Here is a 17,844-nt window from a genome sequence, read left to right as displayed (position 1 = left end):
TTTTTTATTGCCATAAATCCTTTACATAGCCACCTTGACAAAGTGGCTAAATCTATGCGAAAGGAGGACGCACCCTATGTCAAATTGCAAAGTAATCGCTTTAACCAACCAGAAAGGCGGCGTTGGAAAGACCACTACGGCGGTCAATCTGGGCGTGGCTCTGGCACAGCAGGGTAAGAAAGTCCTGCTCATTGATGCCGACGCACAGGCAAATTTAACCATGTCGCTCGGTTACAGCAGACCAGACGACTTGCCCGACACGCTCTCCACCATCATGCAGGACATCATTGATGATAAACCCGCCGATGTTTCCAGAAGCATCCTGCACCATGACGAGGGCGTTGACCTGCTCCCATCTAACATTGAGCTGTCGGGGCTGGAAGTAAGGCTGATTAACGCCATAAGCCGTGAAAGCGTACTGAAAACCTGCATCAACGAGGTAAAAAAGAGTTATGATACTGTCCTCATTGATTGTATGCCGAGCTTGGGTATGCTGACAATCAATGCGCTTGCGGCTGCTGACAGCGTGGTTATCCCGACACAGCCCCATTATCTTTCCGCCAAAGGCTTAGAGCTGTTGCTTCGCTCCGTGTCGAAAGTGAAACGGCAGATCAACCCGCACCTGCGGATTGACGGCATCCTTATGACGATGGTAATGCCACGCACGAACATCTCTAAGGAAATCACGGCAACGGTGAAAAGTGCCTACGGGCAGAGAATTAAAGTTTTTGATGCCCAGATACCCCACTCTATCCGTGCGGTTGAAGCCACCGCAGAGGGAAAAAGCATTTTTGCCTACGACAAGGGCGGCAAGGTAGCCGCAGCCTATGAACAGTTTGCAAAGGAGGTGGCAGAGATTGGCGAGAAACAGAGAAAGCAAAATCGAGCTGACCGCATACGATGACCTCTTTGAAACAGACGAGAGCCGAGCAGAAGCGAATCTAAGCAAGATAAGGGAGATACCCATTTCCGAAATTGATGAGTTCCCAGACCACCCATTCAAGGTTTTGATGAATGAGGATATGGAACAGCTTGTTGAAAGTGTCAGTCGGAGCGGCGTAATGACCCCTGCCACAGTTCGGCAGAAAGAGGACGGACGGTACGAGCTTATCAGCGGTCACAGGCGGAAAAAGGCTTGCGAGCTTGCAGGGCTTGAAACTCTGAAATGTGAGGTTAAGGAGCTGACCCATGATGAAGCGATTATTGTCATGGTTGAGAGTAATCTCCAAAGGACTACTATCTTGCCGAGTGAGAAAGCCTTTGCATATAAGATGCGGCTTGAAGCGATGAAAAGACAGGCAGGCAGACCCACAAAAGATAATTATTCCCCAGTGGGTAATAATTTTGGATTTGCTACTTCAAGTGATGAACTTGCCGAGAAAGTCGGGGAAAGTAAAAATCAGATTTTTCGCTATATCCGTCTGACCGAGCTTGTACCCGAAATCCTGCAAATGGTTGATGAACGCCAGATTGCTTTCCGCCCTGCGGTGGAAATCTCCTATCTGTCCGAGGAACAGCAATACACGCTTTTAGAAGCGATGGGCTACAACGATGCCACGCCCTCTCTTGCACAGGCTATCAAGATGAAAAAGTTCATGCAGGAGGGGAAGCTCACGGATGAGGTTATCCAGAGCATCATGCAGGAGGAAAAGCCGAACCAGAAAGAGAAGCCCGCCTTTAAGGACGAGCGGATAACCAAGCTCATACCGAAATCCATCCCCAGAGGGCAGGAAACGGATTTTGTCATAAAGGCGTTGGAGTTCTACAACCGCCACTTACAGCGGAGCAAGGCTCACGAGAGGTAAGGCAGGAAACATGGGAATTTTTGAAGTGGACACCGAGGGGGAAGTCTGCCCTTTGGGAAACAGAAAAAATTTTTTGACTTCCCCCTCTCCGCACCTCTCCCCCTAGATACTGCCAGTAACTATCCGAGAAAAGAACTATTAAAGGCTGTCCAGAGGGGCAGCTTTTTCTGTCAGAAAATCAATGAGCAACTATCAACAAGAGAACGAACAGGAGGTAATGAATGAAGATTCGTAAATTATTTCAAAGGGCTGCGGCGTTTGCTTTGGCTGCGGTTACGGCACTGTCCGCAGTCCCTGCAACGACAGCGTTTGCGGCGGGCGACATCGGCACGATTAGCTTTACTCACACCTACGACGGCGCAGGGAACGCAATCAGATATAATTCCAGTGCGAACATCGGCGGTCATACCGCAGGAGGTACGGGCGAATATAAGTACCGTATGTATGTGGACGGGGAAACGGCGTTCTGCCTTCAGCCGGGCGTACCCTTAAAAACAGGGAATACACTGGCAAAGGCGTCTTCCAACACATGGAACGCCCTCTCCGCAGACCAGAAAAAGGCGGTGGGGCTTGCCCTGCTCTACGGCTATCAGGGGAACAGCGGGAACCTGTCTGGAAGTGACGACGAGAAATGGCTTGCCACCCAGACCCTTGTGTGGGAGTTCGTCACGGGATGCCGCAACTCTGCAAGCCCGTACAGCCAGACAAGCGCAACCGTTTACAGCCTGCACTTTGGCTCGAACTATGCAAACAGCGGGGCGAGGGCGGCTTACGACCAGATTGTGTCATTCATGACAAGGCACAGCACGATTCCGAGTTTTATGTCGGCGGGCAAAAAGGACATTACAAAGGAGCTTGCCTATAAGGACGGCAAATACAGCCTTACGCTGACCGACAGCAACGGCGTGTTGTCCGAATATTCCTTTACCAGCTCCGACAGCAATGTAAAGGTGTCCAAGTCTGGGAACAAGCTCACCATCACGTCAAAAAAGGCGATTGATGGCAAGGCGAGGATTACAGCAACGAGAAATAACACGCCGACGGTCAGCAGCGGGGCGAAGATGATTGCCTACGGCGACCCGAACCTGCAGGATGTCATTACGGGCGTGGAGAACGTGGACACCATGACGGCATATATCAACGTGGAAACGCCGACAGGGACGGTCGCATTAAAAAAGACTTCCGAGGACGGCGTTGTTGCGGGGATTTCCTTTACCATCAAGGGCGACGGCTTCAACAAGACCGTAAAGACAGATAAAGACGGAAATATCACGGTGGAGGGCTTATTCCCTGGCACTTACACCGTCACGGAACAGTCCATCGACCGCTACGAGCCGCAGAAAACACAGACCGTGACGATTATCGGCGGGAAAACCTCTACGGTCACGTTCAGCAATACCTTGAAGCGTGGAAGCCTTGAGGTTGTGAAAACATCCGAGGACAATCTTGTGGATGGCGTGAAGTTCCACCTTTACGGCACTTCTTTAAGCGGATTGGCGGTTGATGAATACGCCGTGACCGATAAGAATGGATTGGCGAAGTTTGAGAACGTCCTTATCAGCGGCAGCACGCCGTACACCCTTGAGGAAGTGGACACGGCTATCCGTTACGTTGTCCCTGCATCCCAGACCGCCCCGATTGAGTGGAAAAAGGTCACGAAACGCAGCTTTACCAACATCTTAAAGAAATTCAACGTCACGGTATTAAAGACCGACGTGGAAACGGGGAAGAAGCCGCAGGGCGACGCCACACTTGCAGGTGCGGTTTACGGCATCTATAAGGGCGAGGAATTAGTTGACACTTACACCACCGATGAAAACGGGCAGTTCACAACGAAATATTATATCTGCGGAAATGATTGGAGCGTCCGTGAGATTGCCCCGTCCGAGGGCTATCTGTTAGATACTACAACCCACCATGTAGGCGCAGAGCCAGAGCTTTACACCGTGGAATATAATTCTGCCAAGAATGATGTAAACGAGCAGGTAATCAAGGGCAATATCGCCATCATCAAGCACACCGACAACGGCGAAACCCAGATTGAAACGCCAGAGGAGGGGGCTGTTTTTGAGGTATATTTGAAATCCGCAGGCAGCTTCGATGCGGCGGAGGAAACCGAGCGTGACACATTGATATGTGACGAGAACGGCTTTGCCCAGACAAAGGATATGCCGTATGGCATCTATACCGTACACCAGACCTCTGGATGGGACGGTCGGGAGCTGATGAAAGACTTTGACGTGTTCATCTGCAAGGACAGCCAGACCTACCGCTACCTTATCAATAACGCCAATTTTGAAAGCTATATCAAGATTGTGAAAAAGGATATAGAAACGGGCAAGGTCATCCCCTATGCAGGTGCAGGATTCCAGATTTACGACCCAGAGGGAAACCTTGTAACAATGAAATTCACTTATCCAGAAGTGACGGAGATTGACACGTTCTACACCACGGCGGACGGCGGGCTTATCACGCCGCAGACCTTAGAGTACGGCAAGGGTTATTCCCTCGTTGAAGTGCAAGCCCCATACGGTTATGTCCTCGACTCCGAGCCAGTCTATTTTGACGTGGAGCAGGAAAACTCCGAGATTGAGGGCGGCGTCACCATTGTAAAGGTGGAACGCTCCAACATGGCGCAGAAAGGGAAAATCACGGTAGGAAAATCTGGCGAGGTATTCAGCAGGGTATCGGGAAACAAGGGGCTGTACCAGCCGATTTTTGCAGTAGACAGCCTTGAGGGAGCGGTCTATGAGATTAGCGCAGCCGAGGACATCATCACAACCGATGGCACAGTTAGAGCCGAGAAAGGCGAAGTCGTGGACACGCTTACCACAGGGGAAGATGGCACAGCGGAATCCAAAGAGCTTTATCTCGGAAAGTATGAGGTAAAGGAAGTGACCGCCCCATATGGAATGGTGCTGAATGATGAAATCCATGCCGTGGAGCTTGTGTATGCAGGGCAGGAAATCGAAGTGACGGAAACAGGCACAAAGTTTTACAACGAGCGTCAGCGTGTGGAAATTGACGTAATCAAGAGCCTTGAGGTTGACGAAGCATACGGCGTAGGCAGCAACGGTGAAATCAAAGACGTTACGTTCGGTCTGTATGCAGCCGAGGAGCTGACCGCCGCAGACGGCACAACAATCCCTGCCGATGGATTGATTGAGGTAATTTTCCTTGACGAGAACGGTCACGGAAAAGCAATCAGCGACTTGCCGATGGGCAGCTATTATGTGCAGGAAATCAGCACAAACGCCGCTTACCTTGTCAGCGATGAGAAGTACCCTGTTGATTTTGAATATGCAGGGCAGGAAACCGCCGTTGTGAACATTACGGCAAACGAGGGCGAAGCCATTGAAAATGAACTGATTTACGGTTCTGTCAGCGGCAAAAAGTCCAATGAGGACGGTGAGGATTTAGGCGGTGCTTTAATCGGCATCTTTAAGATGGGGACAACGGAATATACAAAGGAAAATGCGATTGCGACTGCCACATCCGAGGATGACGGCAGTTTTTCTTTTGCCGAAGTTCCGTTTGGCACATGGGTTATCCGTGAAATCGAAAGCCCGAAAGGATATGTACTCTCAGAGGAAGAAATCAGCGTAACTATCAGTGAGGTTGATGAAGTTGTGGAGATTGAGCTTGTAAATTATTTTATCAAAGGCAATCTCTCCCTGACGAAAGTAGACAAGGACTACCCAGACAACAAGCTCACAGGTGCGGTATTCGAGGTTTACTCTGATACAAACGAAGATGGAAAACTGGACAAGAAAGACGTGCTGCTCGGCGAGATGGGCGAGGTAGAGAAAGGCGTTTACCAGATGAACGACCTGCGGTACGGCAAGTATCTTGTCCGTGAGAAAACCGCCCCGACAGGCTTCGTACTGGATGAGAACGTCTATCCCGTATCCATTGAGGAAAACGGCAAGACCTACAACGTGGAGAATGAAGCGGGCAAGGGCTTCTTAAATGAAGCCCAGAAAGGCTCGCTGAAAATCGTCAAGACATCTTCTGACGGCAAGGTGGAGGGCTTCTCTTTCCGTGTGATTGGAAAAGATTATGACCAGACATTCAAGACGGACAAAAACGGTGAAATCGTCATTGACGGCTTGCGTATCGGCGAATACACCGTGTCCGAGGTCAGCGACAAGGCATCTTCTGGCTATATCCTGCCCGCCGACCAGAAAGTGACCATCAAGACGGATGAAACGGCAACCGTAACCATGCACAACGAGCTGCGTGACACCCCGAAAACAGGCGACGACTTTAATCTCGGCTTGTGGGTAAGCCTTGCGGCGGCATTTACAGTCGGTGCGGGAATCTTCGGATTTGCAGGCTACCAGTGCGGAAGAAAGAAAAAGGAGGACTAAGCAGGATGAGGGGAAAAACCATTATCGCCATTGTGCTTGTGGCGTTTATCGGCGGTGCGGCTGCGTGGCTGCATCTCCGCAGGAAATAGTTTGAGAAATATTTTACTGATGTGGATTGGGGCGGTTTTCAGCGACCGTCCTCTTTCCATGAATGGAGGTAATTATGGACAGTCTGAAAACCATTGAGGGCAAAGTCAGAATCGTCCTGCAAGAGAATGAGGACGCCAGAAATGACGACATGGTGCTGTACCTTGCCCTCTGCAACTTTTATCTGAAAGATGCGGGAGCTATGCCGCTTGCAGAAATAATGACAAGGCATAAGGAGCTTGGCTTGCCGAGCTTTGAGAGCGTGGGCAGGACACGCCGCAAATTGCAGGAGAAATGCCCCGAACTTTTAGGGAGCGTGCGGATGCAGAAAATCAGAGCCAAAGGGGAAAAGGCATACCGCAGATATGCCAAAGAATCTTGAAGTGAATAAAAAATTTAAAGAGAGGAGGAACGCCTATGGACGGTGGAACACGCTCCAATCAGGGCTATGAAATCATAGAGGGCTGCACTATCGGGAACACGGAGCTTGTCATCGGGCATCACCCGAAAGCCCCGAACCCTTATGTATGCTGGTACTGCAAGGGCGGCGACAACTACTATTGGGGCTGCTACTGCAACACCCTTGAAGCGGCGAGGGAAAAGCTGAACGAACGCTACCAGTCGGAGTGCCAGATGCCATACAACCAACAGCCCGATAAAAAGGCGAAGCAACACGATGACCGAGAGCGGTAAGGAAAAGAAATATGACTGCACGGACTGTCCTTACCCCCGATATAAGGACAGCCGTGTTATCTTCTGCGACGTCTGCATCCGAAAGGTTTTAGACTGGCAGAGGGAGAAAAAGCAGGGAAAGGAGAAGCAAGATGGAGAACGAAGAAAAACGGATGATTAGCTCCTATGAGGTCACGCAGAGCATCCACATCGGAAAAAAGGAAGTCGTGTTCGGCATAGATGAGAAAGAGGAATACCCGTATCTTGTCTGCTGCTGCACTTACGATAACCCGCTGTCCGCAGAATGGGTGACGGATGCGGTCGGCTCTGACGATTATCTGGAAGCCATGCAGATGTTTACCGACAGGGTGCAGGAACAGATAGGGATTGTGCGGGCAGAGCAGGAACAGTTCAAGTTTGACATGACCCCGTTTACCATAGACGACTGCATCCCAGACGATAAGTGCGGCAGCATTGTGGACAAGGTCGTTGTCATCAATGCCGAGGTCAACCGCCATGAATATCGGCATTCTGCCTACCAGCTTGTACTGGCAGACGGCGGTCACGGCGCATTGGGCGGCAGGGGGCAGGCGGTGTTCGGCACTTCCCTTGCGGACGGAAAGCACGCCCGATGGGAACGGTGCGACGTGCTTGGGGAAATCAAGCCAGAGAAGATGCCCGTCTGGGCAAAGGAAGCTCTTGCAAAAATCCAATCGCAGGAAAAGGCGAAAAAATCAAAGAGCAGGGAGGAACGCTGATGGAGATACGGGCTTTGACGCAATCCGAACAGAAATACACCTATGCCCAGAGTATGCAGCTTGAGGGACAGACGGGATGTATCGGTCATCTCCGAGGTGATTTTAACACTTCTGGATATGGCTTTCATACCACTTGGTTTGATACCAGAAAACAGTGGAAAACGGACGAGTTTAAGACAGGTCTGGACGATGTTATCAATACCCTGCGTGAAGATAAGGGGCTTCTGCACAGCCGCTATGACATGGCGGCATTTGCGAGGGAAAATCCCGAAAGCGCATTTCAGGGCAGCTACTGTACCGAGTACGGCTTCCGTGCGGATACCGACAAGCACGCTTTCCTGCTCCGCTGCAACCCGACAAAGGGCGACTATAACTTTTACTGCTATTGCTATGTGAAAGAATGGCTCGATAGGCATATATCCAGAGCGGAACAGGGAATCCGCTTTATAGACCCCCATTACAAAGAGCTGTTCCGCATCCCAGACGGCGGGAAAATTATCATCACTTATGATTGGGGAGAAAAGGCGGAAAAGACCTGCCGTTTCATTGACGCATGCCATACCGAGGTGGACAGCAACCTCTACCACATCTGCGAGTTTGCCGAGCGCATGGAGAAAAACGGGGCAACGTATGAGCCGAAGCCGCAGGAGCCGCCGTCCGCACAGAAAGCCCCGAAGCACAAAGACCATGAACGATAGGAGGAAAGGAACATGGCAGTCAACCAGAAAGCCGTTAAGGTTTTAAATAAGATATTTGAAGCAGGCTTTACCGAAGAAAAAGCCATTGCCGCCATGACGATGGACGACATTCTCTCCATGCAGGGCATCACGGTGGCGGACATCACGCTCATCAACGAGCTGCAAAAGAGCATCAAGGGGAACAAGGTCATCTCTTTTCTGGGAGGTGGGACGGAGTGAACGCAGCAAGGCAGGTCTGCATGACGGACGGCAAAGGCAGGACGCTTTTCTCTGTCCCCGATGGCGGCATCATCCGTATGCTTTACGGGAACGGAGAGGATTATTTTGCCGTCTGCCGCTATCTGGATGAAACCCATGCAGAGATTGACGGCGTAAGGTACGCCGTTCGGGAGTTTGCAGGGAGGATGGAACGAAACAAAATCAGCTATGCCCTTGCCTAAAGGCGGACATGGACAACGAGGAGGATTGATATTTTTATGGAACAGACTGTTTTATCGGGCGGTGGTAAGGAATGAGTATCGAGCTAATCAACCGCATCACAGTAAAGAAAGACGGCGTGTATGTTTCTTCCCACAGCTCCAACGACAACTCGTCGTACCATTCATGGAGGTGCAAGGGCTTGTCGGAAATCTACGATGCCGAGGGGCAGAAAGGGCTTGACCGTGCGGTCATCCGTATGCTCTACGAGTATGCCGAGCTTCGTGGGACGCATAAGAGCCTTTCCCGTTACCGCTACGCAAAGGACGCCCCCGCCGCCCATGCCATTTATCAGAAATATATGGACAAGATAGACGACCGTTACGGGCAGATGGACGAAGCCGACCAGAACAGCGTCTGGTACAAGCCCACGGAAAAGGCAAAGGAGTACCGAGCCTATGAGCGGGACATGCGGGACAAGATGTATTCCGAAATCGCCGAGCGGTGCGGGGAATACGACAGGAAACAGAAAAACAAAGAAATGGAACGATAAGGAGGTGTGAGCCTATGGCTGCAAAGTACCAGCTTATTACGGAGCTGTACCGCCGCACGGGGATGGCGGTCGTAAAAAACCCGCAGGCTTGGCAGGGCTTTTTATCCTCTGCCTGCCACAATTACAAGTGCCGCTTTGACGAGCAGCTCTTGATTTACGCCCAACGCCCCGACGCAACCGCCGTAGCCGAGATTGGCACATGGAACAGGCTTTTTAAAAGATGGGTAAATAAGGACAGCAAAGGCATAGCGGTCTTTGACCCGAAAGGGCGCAGGAACACGCTGAAATACTATTTTGACGTTTCCGACACCCATGAGGGCTACTACGGCAGCCGAGCCGTCCCGATATGGCAGATGGATAAGCGGTACGAGCAGCCCGTCATGGAGCGGCTTGCGGACAGGTTCGGCGGCACGGAGGGCGGCGACCTTGCCACGTTTTTAATTCAGACGGCGGAGAACGCCGTGGAGGATAATCTGCCCGATTACCTCTCACAGCTAAAGGACTGCACGAAAGACAGCTTTTTGGAGGAACTGGACGACTATAGTATAGAAGTGATTTACAGACGGCTTGCCGCAAACAGCGTCGCCTATATGCTGTTGAGCCGCTGCGGTCTGGATGCGGACGGGTATTTTGAGCGTGAGGACTTTGCGGAGATTACAAATTTCAACACGCCCCAGACGCTGAACGCCGTCGGCATCGCTACGAGCGACATTTCCGAGATGGCGTTGCGGGAAATCTCTGCGGCAGTCCGAAATGTGCAAATCGAAGCAAAACGGCAGAACCGCACATTTGCAAGGAGTATCGCAAGCCAGTATGATAAAGGCAGGAAACAACCCGAAAGGAGTGAAGATAATGAGCGAAATCACTTACACGAAGCAGGCGGACTACCTTATACCCGACCTGACATTACCGACAGAGCCAGAGCTTCCGCTTGGCAGGTACGCTTTGATGCACAGGGATTATCTGGAACAGCACAAAAGAGTGACCTATCTCAACCTGCTGACAGCGGGCAGGCTGAACGAACACCTTTACCAGACCGAGCAGACGGCGTTGCAGCGTCTGGAGTTTCTGACGAAGCAGCTCGCCAAAGAGCAGGGAGTGACGGAGGAGCTGAAAGAGAAAGCCCCGATGCAGTGGCTCGGCATGATGAACAGCATCCGCAGCCAAGCGGAGGAAGTGATACTGGAAGAACTAATTTTCAGTTAGAAACAACAGAGCCAGAGGGACAGACAGAAAAAGGCAGTGTTGCCAATGAGGAAGAAGTTGCCGCCAATCTCCCGACCGTAGACGAACAGATTGAAAAGATAGCTGAAGCAGAGGACGAAAAAGCCTCTGCTTTTGCCGTTTCACAGGAGGACATTGATGCCGTCCTTATAAAAGGGAACAGCGTTGCCAATGGGAAATACCGTATTTATCATCAGTTCCAGAAGCAGGAAGATAAAAAGAAGAACATTGATTTTCTGAAAAGGGAATACGGCACGGGCGGCTTTTTTGTTAATTTTTCAGACGGCACGGAGGGGTATGTGTGGTACAGCGGCAAGGGCATCTCCATTGACCGTGACGGCATTTCCACCGAACACGACCTTGTTTTGAGCTGGTCGAAAGCGGAAAAACGCCTACGGGAGCTTGTTAAGGATAACCGCTACCTCAATCCCAAAGAGAAAGACCACTATGCCGACTATCTGGAAAGCGTGTCTGCCCCGCAATATGAAATCGATACCCAGAGGAAACTGGCAAGGCAGCGTTTCATTGAGGAAAAAAGGGAGCTACCCCCTGCGGACAAGCGGGACACGCTCGCCCTGCGGCTCTCCGATTTTATCCATGACTTGGACGGCTATGAGAAAGATTTGTTGGGCGTGATTGGATGCAGTGATTTTGCGGATATGCCCGCCGACCTTATGGAACAGACATTGCAGCATCCCGACAACGTGCAGGAGCTTTTAGACTTTCTCTCGCTTGTGCAGAAAAAGACGACCAGCGTTTACAGCCGCAGCAATGCATGGCGTTTCTCGCAGGAGCTTACGGAGTTGTACCCTCTCCGCTACCTCTACCATGAGGGCGACGTGGTGTATATCGGGGCGGACAAATATGAGGTCATAGCCTTTGATGAGAACGCCGTGTCTTTACGAAATGCGGAGTTTCCGTTGTTCGGAAAGGAGTTCAGCCGAGCCGACTTTGAAGAAAAACTAAAGGAGAACCCTGCAAACGACCATCTGAAAACGGTCATTACCGAGAGCCAGAAAACAGAAACACTTGCCGAGGAAAAACCCGACAGCATTACCCTTTCAATCGGTTTCTCCGAGCATCCCGCCTTTTATGACAGGGAGCTGAACGACCGATTTACGGATTTGAGTTTCGCTCTGGGAAATAAACTGCTCGGCATTCTGGACGAAAAACAGCATCGGGAAAGGGAGAATGAGGATAACCATGTTGGCTGGTATCATAAGACCGATTTTGAAATCCATGCCGTCACCGGCGGCGAGGAATTTAACTATGAGGGGAGGTTTGACATCGGCGACGGCGAGGGGGATTTAATCGCCCATATCCGAAATTTTTATGAATATTCCCTCTCCCCCGACTGCCCGTTTATCCCAGAATGGAAACGGCAGGGGGAAGATTACTACCGAAAGAAAATGGAATCCCTGCGTCTGGGGCATGACGTGTTTATCCCGTTCTTAGAGAGGAACACCGAGCTGACCCCAGAGGATGAAAAGCAGCTTGGCGAGATAATGTCCTTTGAAAATGAATGGTTTGTATCTGCTGAAAAGGAAAAAACCTTTGCCACAGACAGGGAGATAGATATTCTGCATGATGTTCTCTCCCAGATGAAAATGGATGATATAGGGCTTTCTTACGAAGATGGAGTGATTGTTGCACGGAGTGCAGGCGATAAATGGCAGGGGGCAGGTTTCTATCACTTCTTAGTAGACGAAGCCATGAATTTTGACGGGAATGGCAATTTATCTGGAATGGAACTGGATGCAGATACGCTTGCCGACTTCAAGCGGCTTGCCGAGCATAATGGCGTGGAAATGCCCATGAGCCACAGCATACGGGACGAAGAAGAATTGCCCCATTACACGGTAGAGCAGACTTCTGACGCTTTTGCCGACCCGTTTATCATACGGAATAATGAAGCCCCAGAGGACAGTGCCGACCGATACTACGACGTAGGCGACATCTACCAGACCTTTGAAACCGAGGAAGAAGCACAGGAATACGCCGACACCTTAAACAGTGCAGAGCATATCACGGAGCTATTTGCAGCGAAAGATGCGGAGCGTGAGGAACAGCAGAAATCAGAGTCTGCCCCGTCTGGGACAGACAGAAAGCAGGATAATTCTGACCTTATCGGAAAGGAAATTTCCATTGACAACCGCCGCTACCTTATCGAGAGCATCGGGAAAATCAGCGGCGACGTTTCCATGCGTGACATCACATTTCAGAACAGCGTGGGCTTCCCGATAAACCGTGTGGAGAAAGGCGGCTATGTCCGCAGGATTTTAGAGCAGGCAGAAAAAGAACCACAGCCCGAAGAAAAATCAGAATCTCCCGCAAAGCCAACCACGGAAACCGTGGCGGAATACCCCGCCGTGGAGAACGGGCTTCCCTACGACATTGTGGTGGAGAAGATACGCTTTGATGAGCCAGAGCATGGGCAGCCGAGAAAAACGCCCGCCCCTGCCCTCTCTGCCGACCGCCGCAACTACCGCATTACCGATGATAATTTAGGCGTTGGCGGCGCAAAAGAGAAGTTCCGCAACAACATGTCCGCAATAAGGCTTCTCCACGACCTTCAGATAGAAAACCGCCTTGCCATGCCCGAAGAACAGGAAACCCTTGCAAAGTATGTCGGGTGGGGCGGTCTGTCGATGGCGTTTGATAGCAATAATGCGGCATGGGAGAACGAATATAAGGAATTAAAATCAGCTCTCTCCGACGAGGAATACCATGCCGCTATGGAATCCACGCTGACCGCATTTTATACGCCGCCTGTTGTCATCAAGGCAATGTACGAAGCACTTGACCGTCTGGGATTTTCACAGGGGAATATTTTAGAGCCGTCCTGCGGCACGGGAAATTTTTTAGGATTGCTGCCCGACAGCATGGAAAAATCAAAGCTGCACGGCATCGAGATTGACCCGTTATCGGGCAGGATTGCGAAACAGCTCTACCAGAAAGCCAGCATCGCCATTGAGGGATTTGAGGAAACAAAGCTCCCAGACAGCCATTTTGACGTGGTGCTTGGCAACATCCCGTTCGGGGAGTTCAAGGTCAACGACAGCCGCTACAATGCCCAGAAGTTCCTAATCCACGACTATTTTATCGCAAAGGCACTGGACAAAGTGCGCTCAGGCGGCGTTGTGATGTTCATCACCTCTAAGGGGACGATGGACAAAACAAGCCCAGAGGTGCGGAAGTATATCGCACGGAGAGCCGAGCTTTTAGGGGCGGTAAGGCTTCCCGACAACACGTTTCGGGCAAACGCAGGCACGGAGGTCACGAGCGACATCCTTATTTTACAGAAACGTGACCGCATAATAGAGATAGAGCCAGAGTGGGTACACCTCGACACAGACGAAAACGGCGTCACGATGAACAGCTACTTTGTCCAGCATCCAGAGATGGTGCTTGGCGAGATGAAGATGGAAAGCACAAGGTTCGGCATGGACAGTGCCTGCAAAGCCTACCCAGACGTGCCGCTTGCGGGGCTTCTCCATGAAGCCGTGCAGCGGATAAACGGCGAAATCACGGAGCAGGATGTTGGGATTGATGAAATTTCCGATGAGCGTGAGAAAGCCATCCCCGCCGACCCGAACGTGCGGAACTTCTCTTTTGCCCTCGTGGGCGGCAAGGTTTACTTCCGAGAGAATAATGAAATGACCCCCGCAAACGTGTCCATGACGGCAGAGAGCCGCATCAAGGGGCTGTTGGAAATCCGTGACTGCGTGAGGAAGCTCATCCAGTACCAGACCGACGACTGCCCAGAGGAAATGATAAAGACCGAGCAGGAAAACCTAAACCGATTATACGATGCCTTTACCAAAAAGTACGGTTTAATCAACAGCAGGGGGAACTACCTCGCTTTTGCGGCAGACGAGAGCTACTTCCTTTTATGCTCCCTGGAAGTGCTTGACGACGAGGGGAAATTCAAACGCAAGGCGGACATGTTCACGAAGCGGACGATAAAGCCCCACCGAGAAGTGACCTTTGTGGAAACCGCCAGCGAAGCCCTCGCCCTCTCCATCGGGGAGAAAGCCCGTGTCGATTTGGAGTATATGGCACGGCTTACTTGCAGGTCGGAGGAAGAAATCATCAAGGAATTGCAGGGAGTTATTTATAAAGTTCCATCTTCCGAGCCTGCAAGGTATGTGACCGCAGACGAGTATTTGTCGGGCAATGTGCGGGAGAAACTGAAAGTCGCAGAGATAGCGGCAAAGGCAGACCCAGAGCTTGCAGCCAACGTGGCAGCACTGGAAAAGGTCATCCCGAAAGACCTGCCCGCAAGCGAAATCTCCGTCCGTCTGGGTACGACGTGGATACCGCAGGAGGATATACAGAAGTTCATGGTGGAGCTTCTAACGCCGTCAAGCTATGCGGCGGGCAGGCTGCAAGTGCGCTACACGGCATATAACGGCGACTGGTTTATTGAGAATAAAAGTTCCGACGTGGGGAACGTCAAGGCGGACAGCACTTACGGCACGAAGCGGGCAAGTGCCTACCGCATCATGGAGGACACTTTGAATCTCCGTGACACCCGTATCTTTGACTATGTTTATGACGAACACAACAATAAGAAAGCGGTTCTGAACCATAAGGAAACCACGGCGGCGCAGGCAAAGCAGGAGGTGATAAAGCAGGCGTTTCAGGACTGGATTTGGAAAGACCCAGAGCGGAGAAACCGTCTTGTACGCTATTATAATGACACATTTAATTCTATCCGCCCCCGTGAATATGACGGAAGCCATATCACATTTGGCGGCATCAGCCCAGAGATTCAGCTAAGACCGCATCAAGTCAATGCGATTGCCCATATCCTTTACGGCGGCAACACGCTCCTTGCACACAAGGTAGGGGCGGGAAAAACCTTTGAGATGGTCGCCGCCGCACAGGAAAGCAAGCGGCTCGGCTTATGCCAGAAATCCATGTTTGTCGTGCCAAACCACCTTGTCGGGCAGTGGGCGTCGGAGTATTTAAGGCTCTATCCATCTGCCAACATCCTTGTCACGACCAAGCGGGATTTTGAAACGGGAAACCGAAAGAAGTTCTGCGGCAGGATTGCGACGGGGGCGTATGATGCGGTGATTATCGGGCATAGCCAGTTCGAGAAAATCCCCATCAGCGAGGAACGCCAGAGGGAACAGCTCATGCGCCAGCTTGACGATATAGAGATGGGGATAGACGATGTGCAGGCATCCCACGGGGAGCAGTTCACGGTCAAGCAGCTCATGAAAACGAGGAAAGCAATCAAGGCAAAGCTCGACAAGCTCAACGACACCAAGCGGAAAGACAGCGTGATAAACTTTGAGGAACTGGGCATAGACAGGCTCTTTATAGATGAGAGTCATTTTTACAAAAATCTTTACCTGTTTACAAAGATGCGGAACGTGGGCGGCATCGCCCAGACCGAAGCCCAGAAGTCGAGCGATTTGTTTATGAAATGCCGCTATCTGGACGAAATCACGGGCAGCCGTGGCGTGATTTTCGCAACGGGGACGCCCATCAGTAACTCAATGGTAGAAATGTATTCCGTGCAGAGGTATTTGCAGTATGACACGCTTGCGAGGAACGGATTGCAGCATTTTGACAGTTGGGCTTCCACGTTCGGAGAAACGGTTACGGCTCTGGAACTCGCCCCAGAGGGGACGAATTACCGAGCAAAGACGAGGTTTGCGAAGTTCTACAACCTGCCAGAGCTGATGCAGATGTTCCGTGAGGTTGCGGACATCCAGACCGCCGATATGCTAAAGCTCCCCGTGCCAAAGGTTAATTACCACAACATCAAGACCAAGCCGAGCCAAATCCAGACGGAAATGGTGGCGGGGCTTGCGAAGCGGGCAGAGAAAATCCGTGCAAGGATGGTAAAACCACAATTCGATAACATGCTCAAAGTGACAAACGACGGGCGGCAGCTTGCCCTAGACCAGAGATTGATTGACCCGATGCTGCCAGATGACCCGAACAGCAAAGTCAACGCCTGCGTGGAAAATATGTACCGCATCTGGGAGGAACACACTGACACAAAGGCGGCACAATTATTGTTCTGCGACCTCAGCACACCGAAAAATGACGGCATGTTCAACGTCTACGACGACATGAGGGAAAAATTGATACGGCGTGGCATCCCTGCGGAGCAGGTGCGTTTCATCCATGAAGCAAATACCGACGCACAGAAAAAAGAGCTGTTCGCAAAGGTAAGGAGCGGCGAGGTGCGTATATTGTTTGGCTCTACCCAGAAGATGGGTGCGGGTACAAACGTGCAGGACAGATTGATTGCCATTCATAACCTCGACTGCCCGTGGAAACCGTCGTGTTTAGAACAACGCCAAGGTCGTCTGGAACGTCAGGGCAATATGTTCCCAGAGGTTGAAGTTTACCGCTATGTGACGGAACAGACATTTGATGCGTACCTCTATCAGCTCGTCGAGGGAAAGCAGAAATTTATCAGCCAGATAATGACGAGCAAAAGCCCCGTCCGTTCTGCCGAGGATGTAGACGAAGTGGCTCTCTCCTTTGCGGAGGTAAAAATGCTGGCTACGGGCGACGAGCGTTTCAAGGAAAAAATGGATTTGGATATGCAGGTGGCGAAGCTGAAAGTCTTGAAGCAGAGCTATCTTTCCGAGCATTACGACCTTGAGGACAGGATACTGAAGCACTACCCGCAGGAGATTAAGGAGTATGAGGAACGCATTATTGGTTATGGAAATGATGCTAAGATTGCAAGCCAGCACAAGCCGCAGGGCGAGGACAAGTTCTGCCCGATGACCTTAAACGGCGTGACTTACAAAGAAAAGGCGGACGCAGGCGGGATGTTGCTTGCCATCTGCAAGGAAAACCCGCTGTCACAGCCGATAAAAATCGGCAGCTACCGTGGCTTTCAGATGGAGGTTTTCTATGATACCGTCAATGCCCACTATTGTCTGAACCTTTGCGGAATGAGGAAATATAAAGTAGATTTAGGAACGGATGCCCTCGGAAATCTTACTAGAATCGAGAATGAGATTGCCAAGCTCCCCGCCAGACTGGAAGCCGCCAAGACCAGAAAGGAGGAAACCACCGCACAGCTTGAAACCGCAAAAGAGGAAGTGAAGAAGCCGTTTGCCTTTGAAAATGAGCTGAAAGAAAAGACGGAGCGGCTGAACGCCCTCAATATCGAACTAAATCTGAATGAAAAAGACAAGTCTGTTATTGACGATGAGCCAGAGCAGAACGACGAGCAGCCAGAGAAGAAAAGTGCGGACAGGGAGCGTTAAATCCAGTTTG

The 17,844-nt window shown here is 51.1% G+C and carries 13 protein-coding genes; all 13 read left to right on the top strand.

Annotated features, from left to right (window positions below; all coding sequences use genetic code 11):
* Positions 1-76: 76 nt before the first annotated feature.
* The 13 genes from E5329_RS18305 to E5329_RS29905 all read left to right on the top strand — a co-directional run bounded on the left by E5329_RS18305 (position 77) and on the right by E5329_RS29905 (position 17,834).
* Complete coding sequence (locus tag E5329_RS18305; RefSeq protein ID WP_135975375.1) at positions 77-904, top strand: ParA family protein; 828 nt, start codon at positions 77-79, stop codon at positions 902-904.
* On the top strand, positions 858-1,805 hold the full coding sequence (locus E5329_RS18300) for a ParB/RepB/Spo0J family partition protein (protein WP_135975373.1): 948 nt from the start codon (positions 858-860) through the stop codon (positions 1,803-1,805). Before E5329_RS18305 ends, E5329_RS18300 begins: the two co-directional genes overlap by 47 nt.
* A gap of 221 nt (positions 1,806-2,026) precedes the next feature.
* Positions 2,027-6,175, top strand: coding sequence for a SpaA isopeptide-forming pilin-related protein (locus E5329_RS18295; RefSeq protein WP_135975371.1), 4,149 nt, complete (start codon positions 2,027-2,029; stop codon positions 6,173-6,175).
* A 163-nt stretch (positions 6,176-6,338) separates the two neighbouring features.
* Positions 6,339-6,644, top strand: coding sequence for a hypothetical protein (locus tag E5329_RS18290; protein WP_135975369.1), 306 nt, complete (start codon positions 6,339-6,341; stop codon positions 6,642-6,644).
* 35 nt (positions 6,645-6,679) lie between these two features.
* Positions 6,680-6,955, top strand: coding sequence for a hypothetical protein (locus E5329_RS18285; RefSeq protein WP_135975367.1), 276 nt, complete (start codon positions 6,680-6,682; stop codon positions 6,953-6,955).
* Positions 6,939-7,115 carry a hypothetical protein gene (locus E5329_RS29910; protein ID WP_168354743.1) on the top strand — a complete coding sequence of 59 codons (177 nt, stop codon included), beginning with the start codon at positions 6,939-6,941 and terminating at the stop codon, positions 7,113-7,115. The genes E5329_RS18285 and E5329_RS29910 overlap by 17 nt, the downstream gene beginning before the upstream one ends.
* Positions 7,087-7,692, top strand: a complete 606-nt coding sequence (locus E5329_RS18280) for a hypothetical protein (protein WP_135975366.1) — start codon at positions 7,087-7,089, stop codon at positions 7,690-7,692. The genes E5329_RS29910 and E5329_RS18280 overlap by 29 nt, the downstream gene beginning before the upstream one ends.
* The gene (locus E5329_RS18275) at positions 7,692-8,390 is read left to right on the top strand and encodes a hypothetical protein (RefSeq protein ID WP_135975363.1); all 699 of its coding nucleotides are present in this window, start codon (positions 7,692-7,694) and stop codon (positions 8,388-8,390) included. Before E5329_RS18280 ends, E5329_RS18275 begins: the two co-directional genes overlap by 1 nt.
* Before the next feature lie 12 nt (positions 8,391-8,402).
* Complete coding sequence (locus E5329_RS18270; RefSeq protein WP_016221066.1) at positions 8,403-8,609, top strand: hypothetical protein; 207 nt, start codon at positions 8,403-8,405, stop codon at positions 8,607-8,609.
* Positions 8,606-8,830: a hypothetical protein gene (locus E5329_RS18265; RefSeq protein WP_135975356.1), complete on the top strand. Its 225-nt coding sequence runs from the start codon at positions 8,606-8,608 to the stop codon at positions 8,828-8,830. Before E5329_RS18270 ends, E5329_RS18265 begins: the two co-directional genes overlap by 4 nt.
* A 71-nt stretch (positions 8,831-8,901) precedes the next feature.
* On the top strand, positions 8,902-9,360 hold the full coding sequence (locus tag E5329_RS18260) for a hypothetical protein (RefSeq protein WP_135990840.1): 459 nt from the start codon (positions 8,902-8,904) through the stop codon (positions 9,358-9,360).
* Between the two features lie 753 nt (positions 9,361-10,113).
* Positions 10,114-10,566, top strand: a complete 453-nt coding sequence (locus tag E5329_RS32600; protein ID WP_408634667.1) for a TnpV protein — start codon at positions 10,114-10,116, stop codon at positions 10,564-10,566.
* Positions 10,567-11,243: 677 nt separating this feature from the next.
* Positions 11,244-17,834, top strand: a complete 6,591-nt coding sequence (locus E5329_RS29905; RefSeq protein ID WP_408634668.1) for an LPD25 domain-containing protein — start codon at positions 11,244-11,246, stop codon at positions 17,832-17,834.
* Positions 17,835-17,844: the final 10 nt, after the last annotated feature.

Source organism: Petralouisia muris (assembly GCF_004793545.1).
GTDB classification, from domain to species: domain Bacteria; phylum Bacillota; class Clostridia; order Lachnospirales; family Lachnospiraceae; genus Petralouisia; species Petralouisia muris.
Note: the sequence above shows the minus strand (reverse complement) of the source record. Positions and strands in the feature narration are given on the sequence as shown.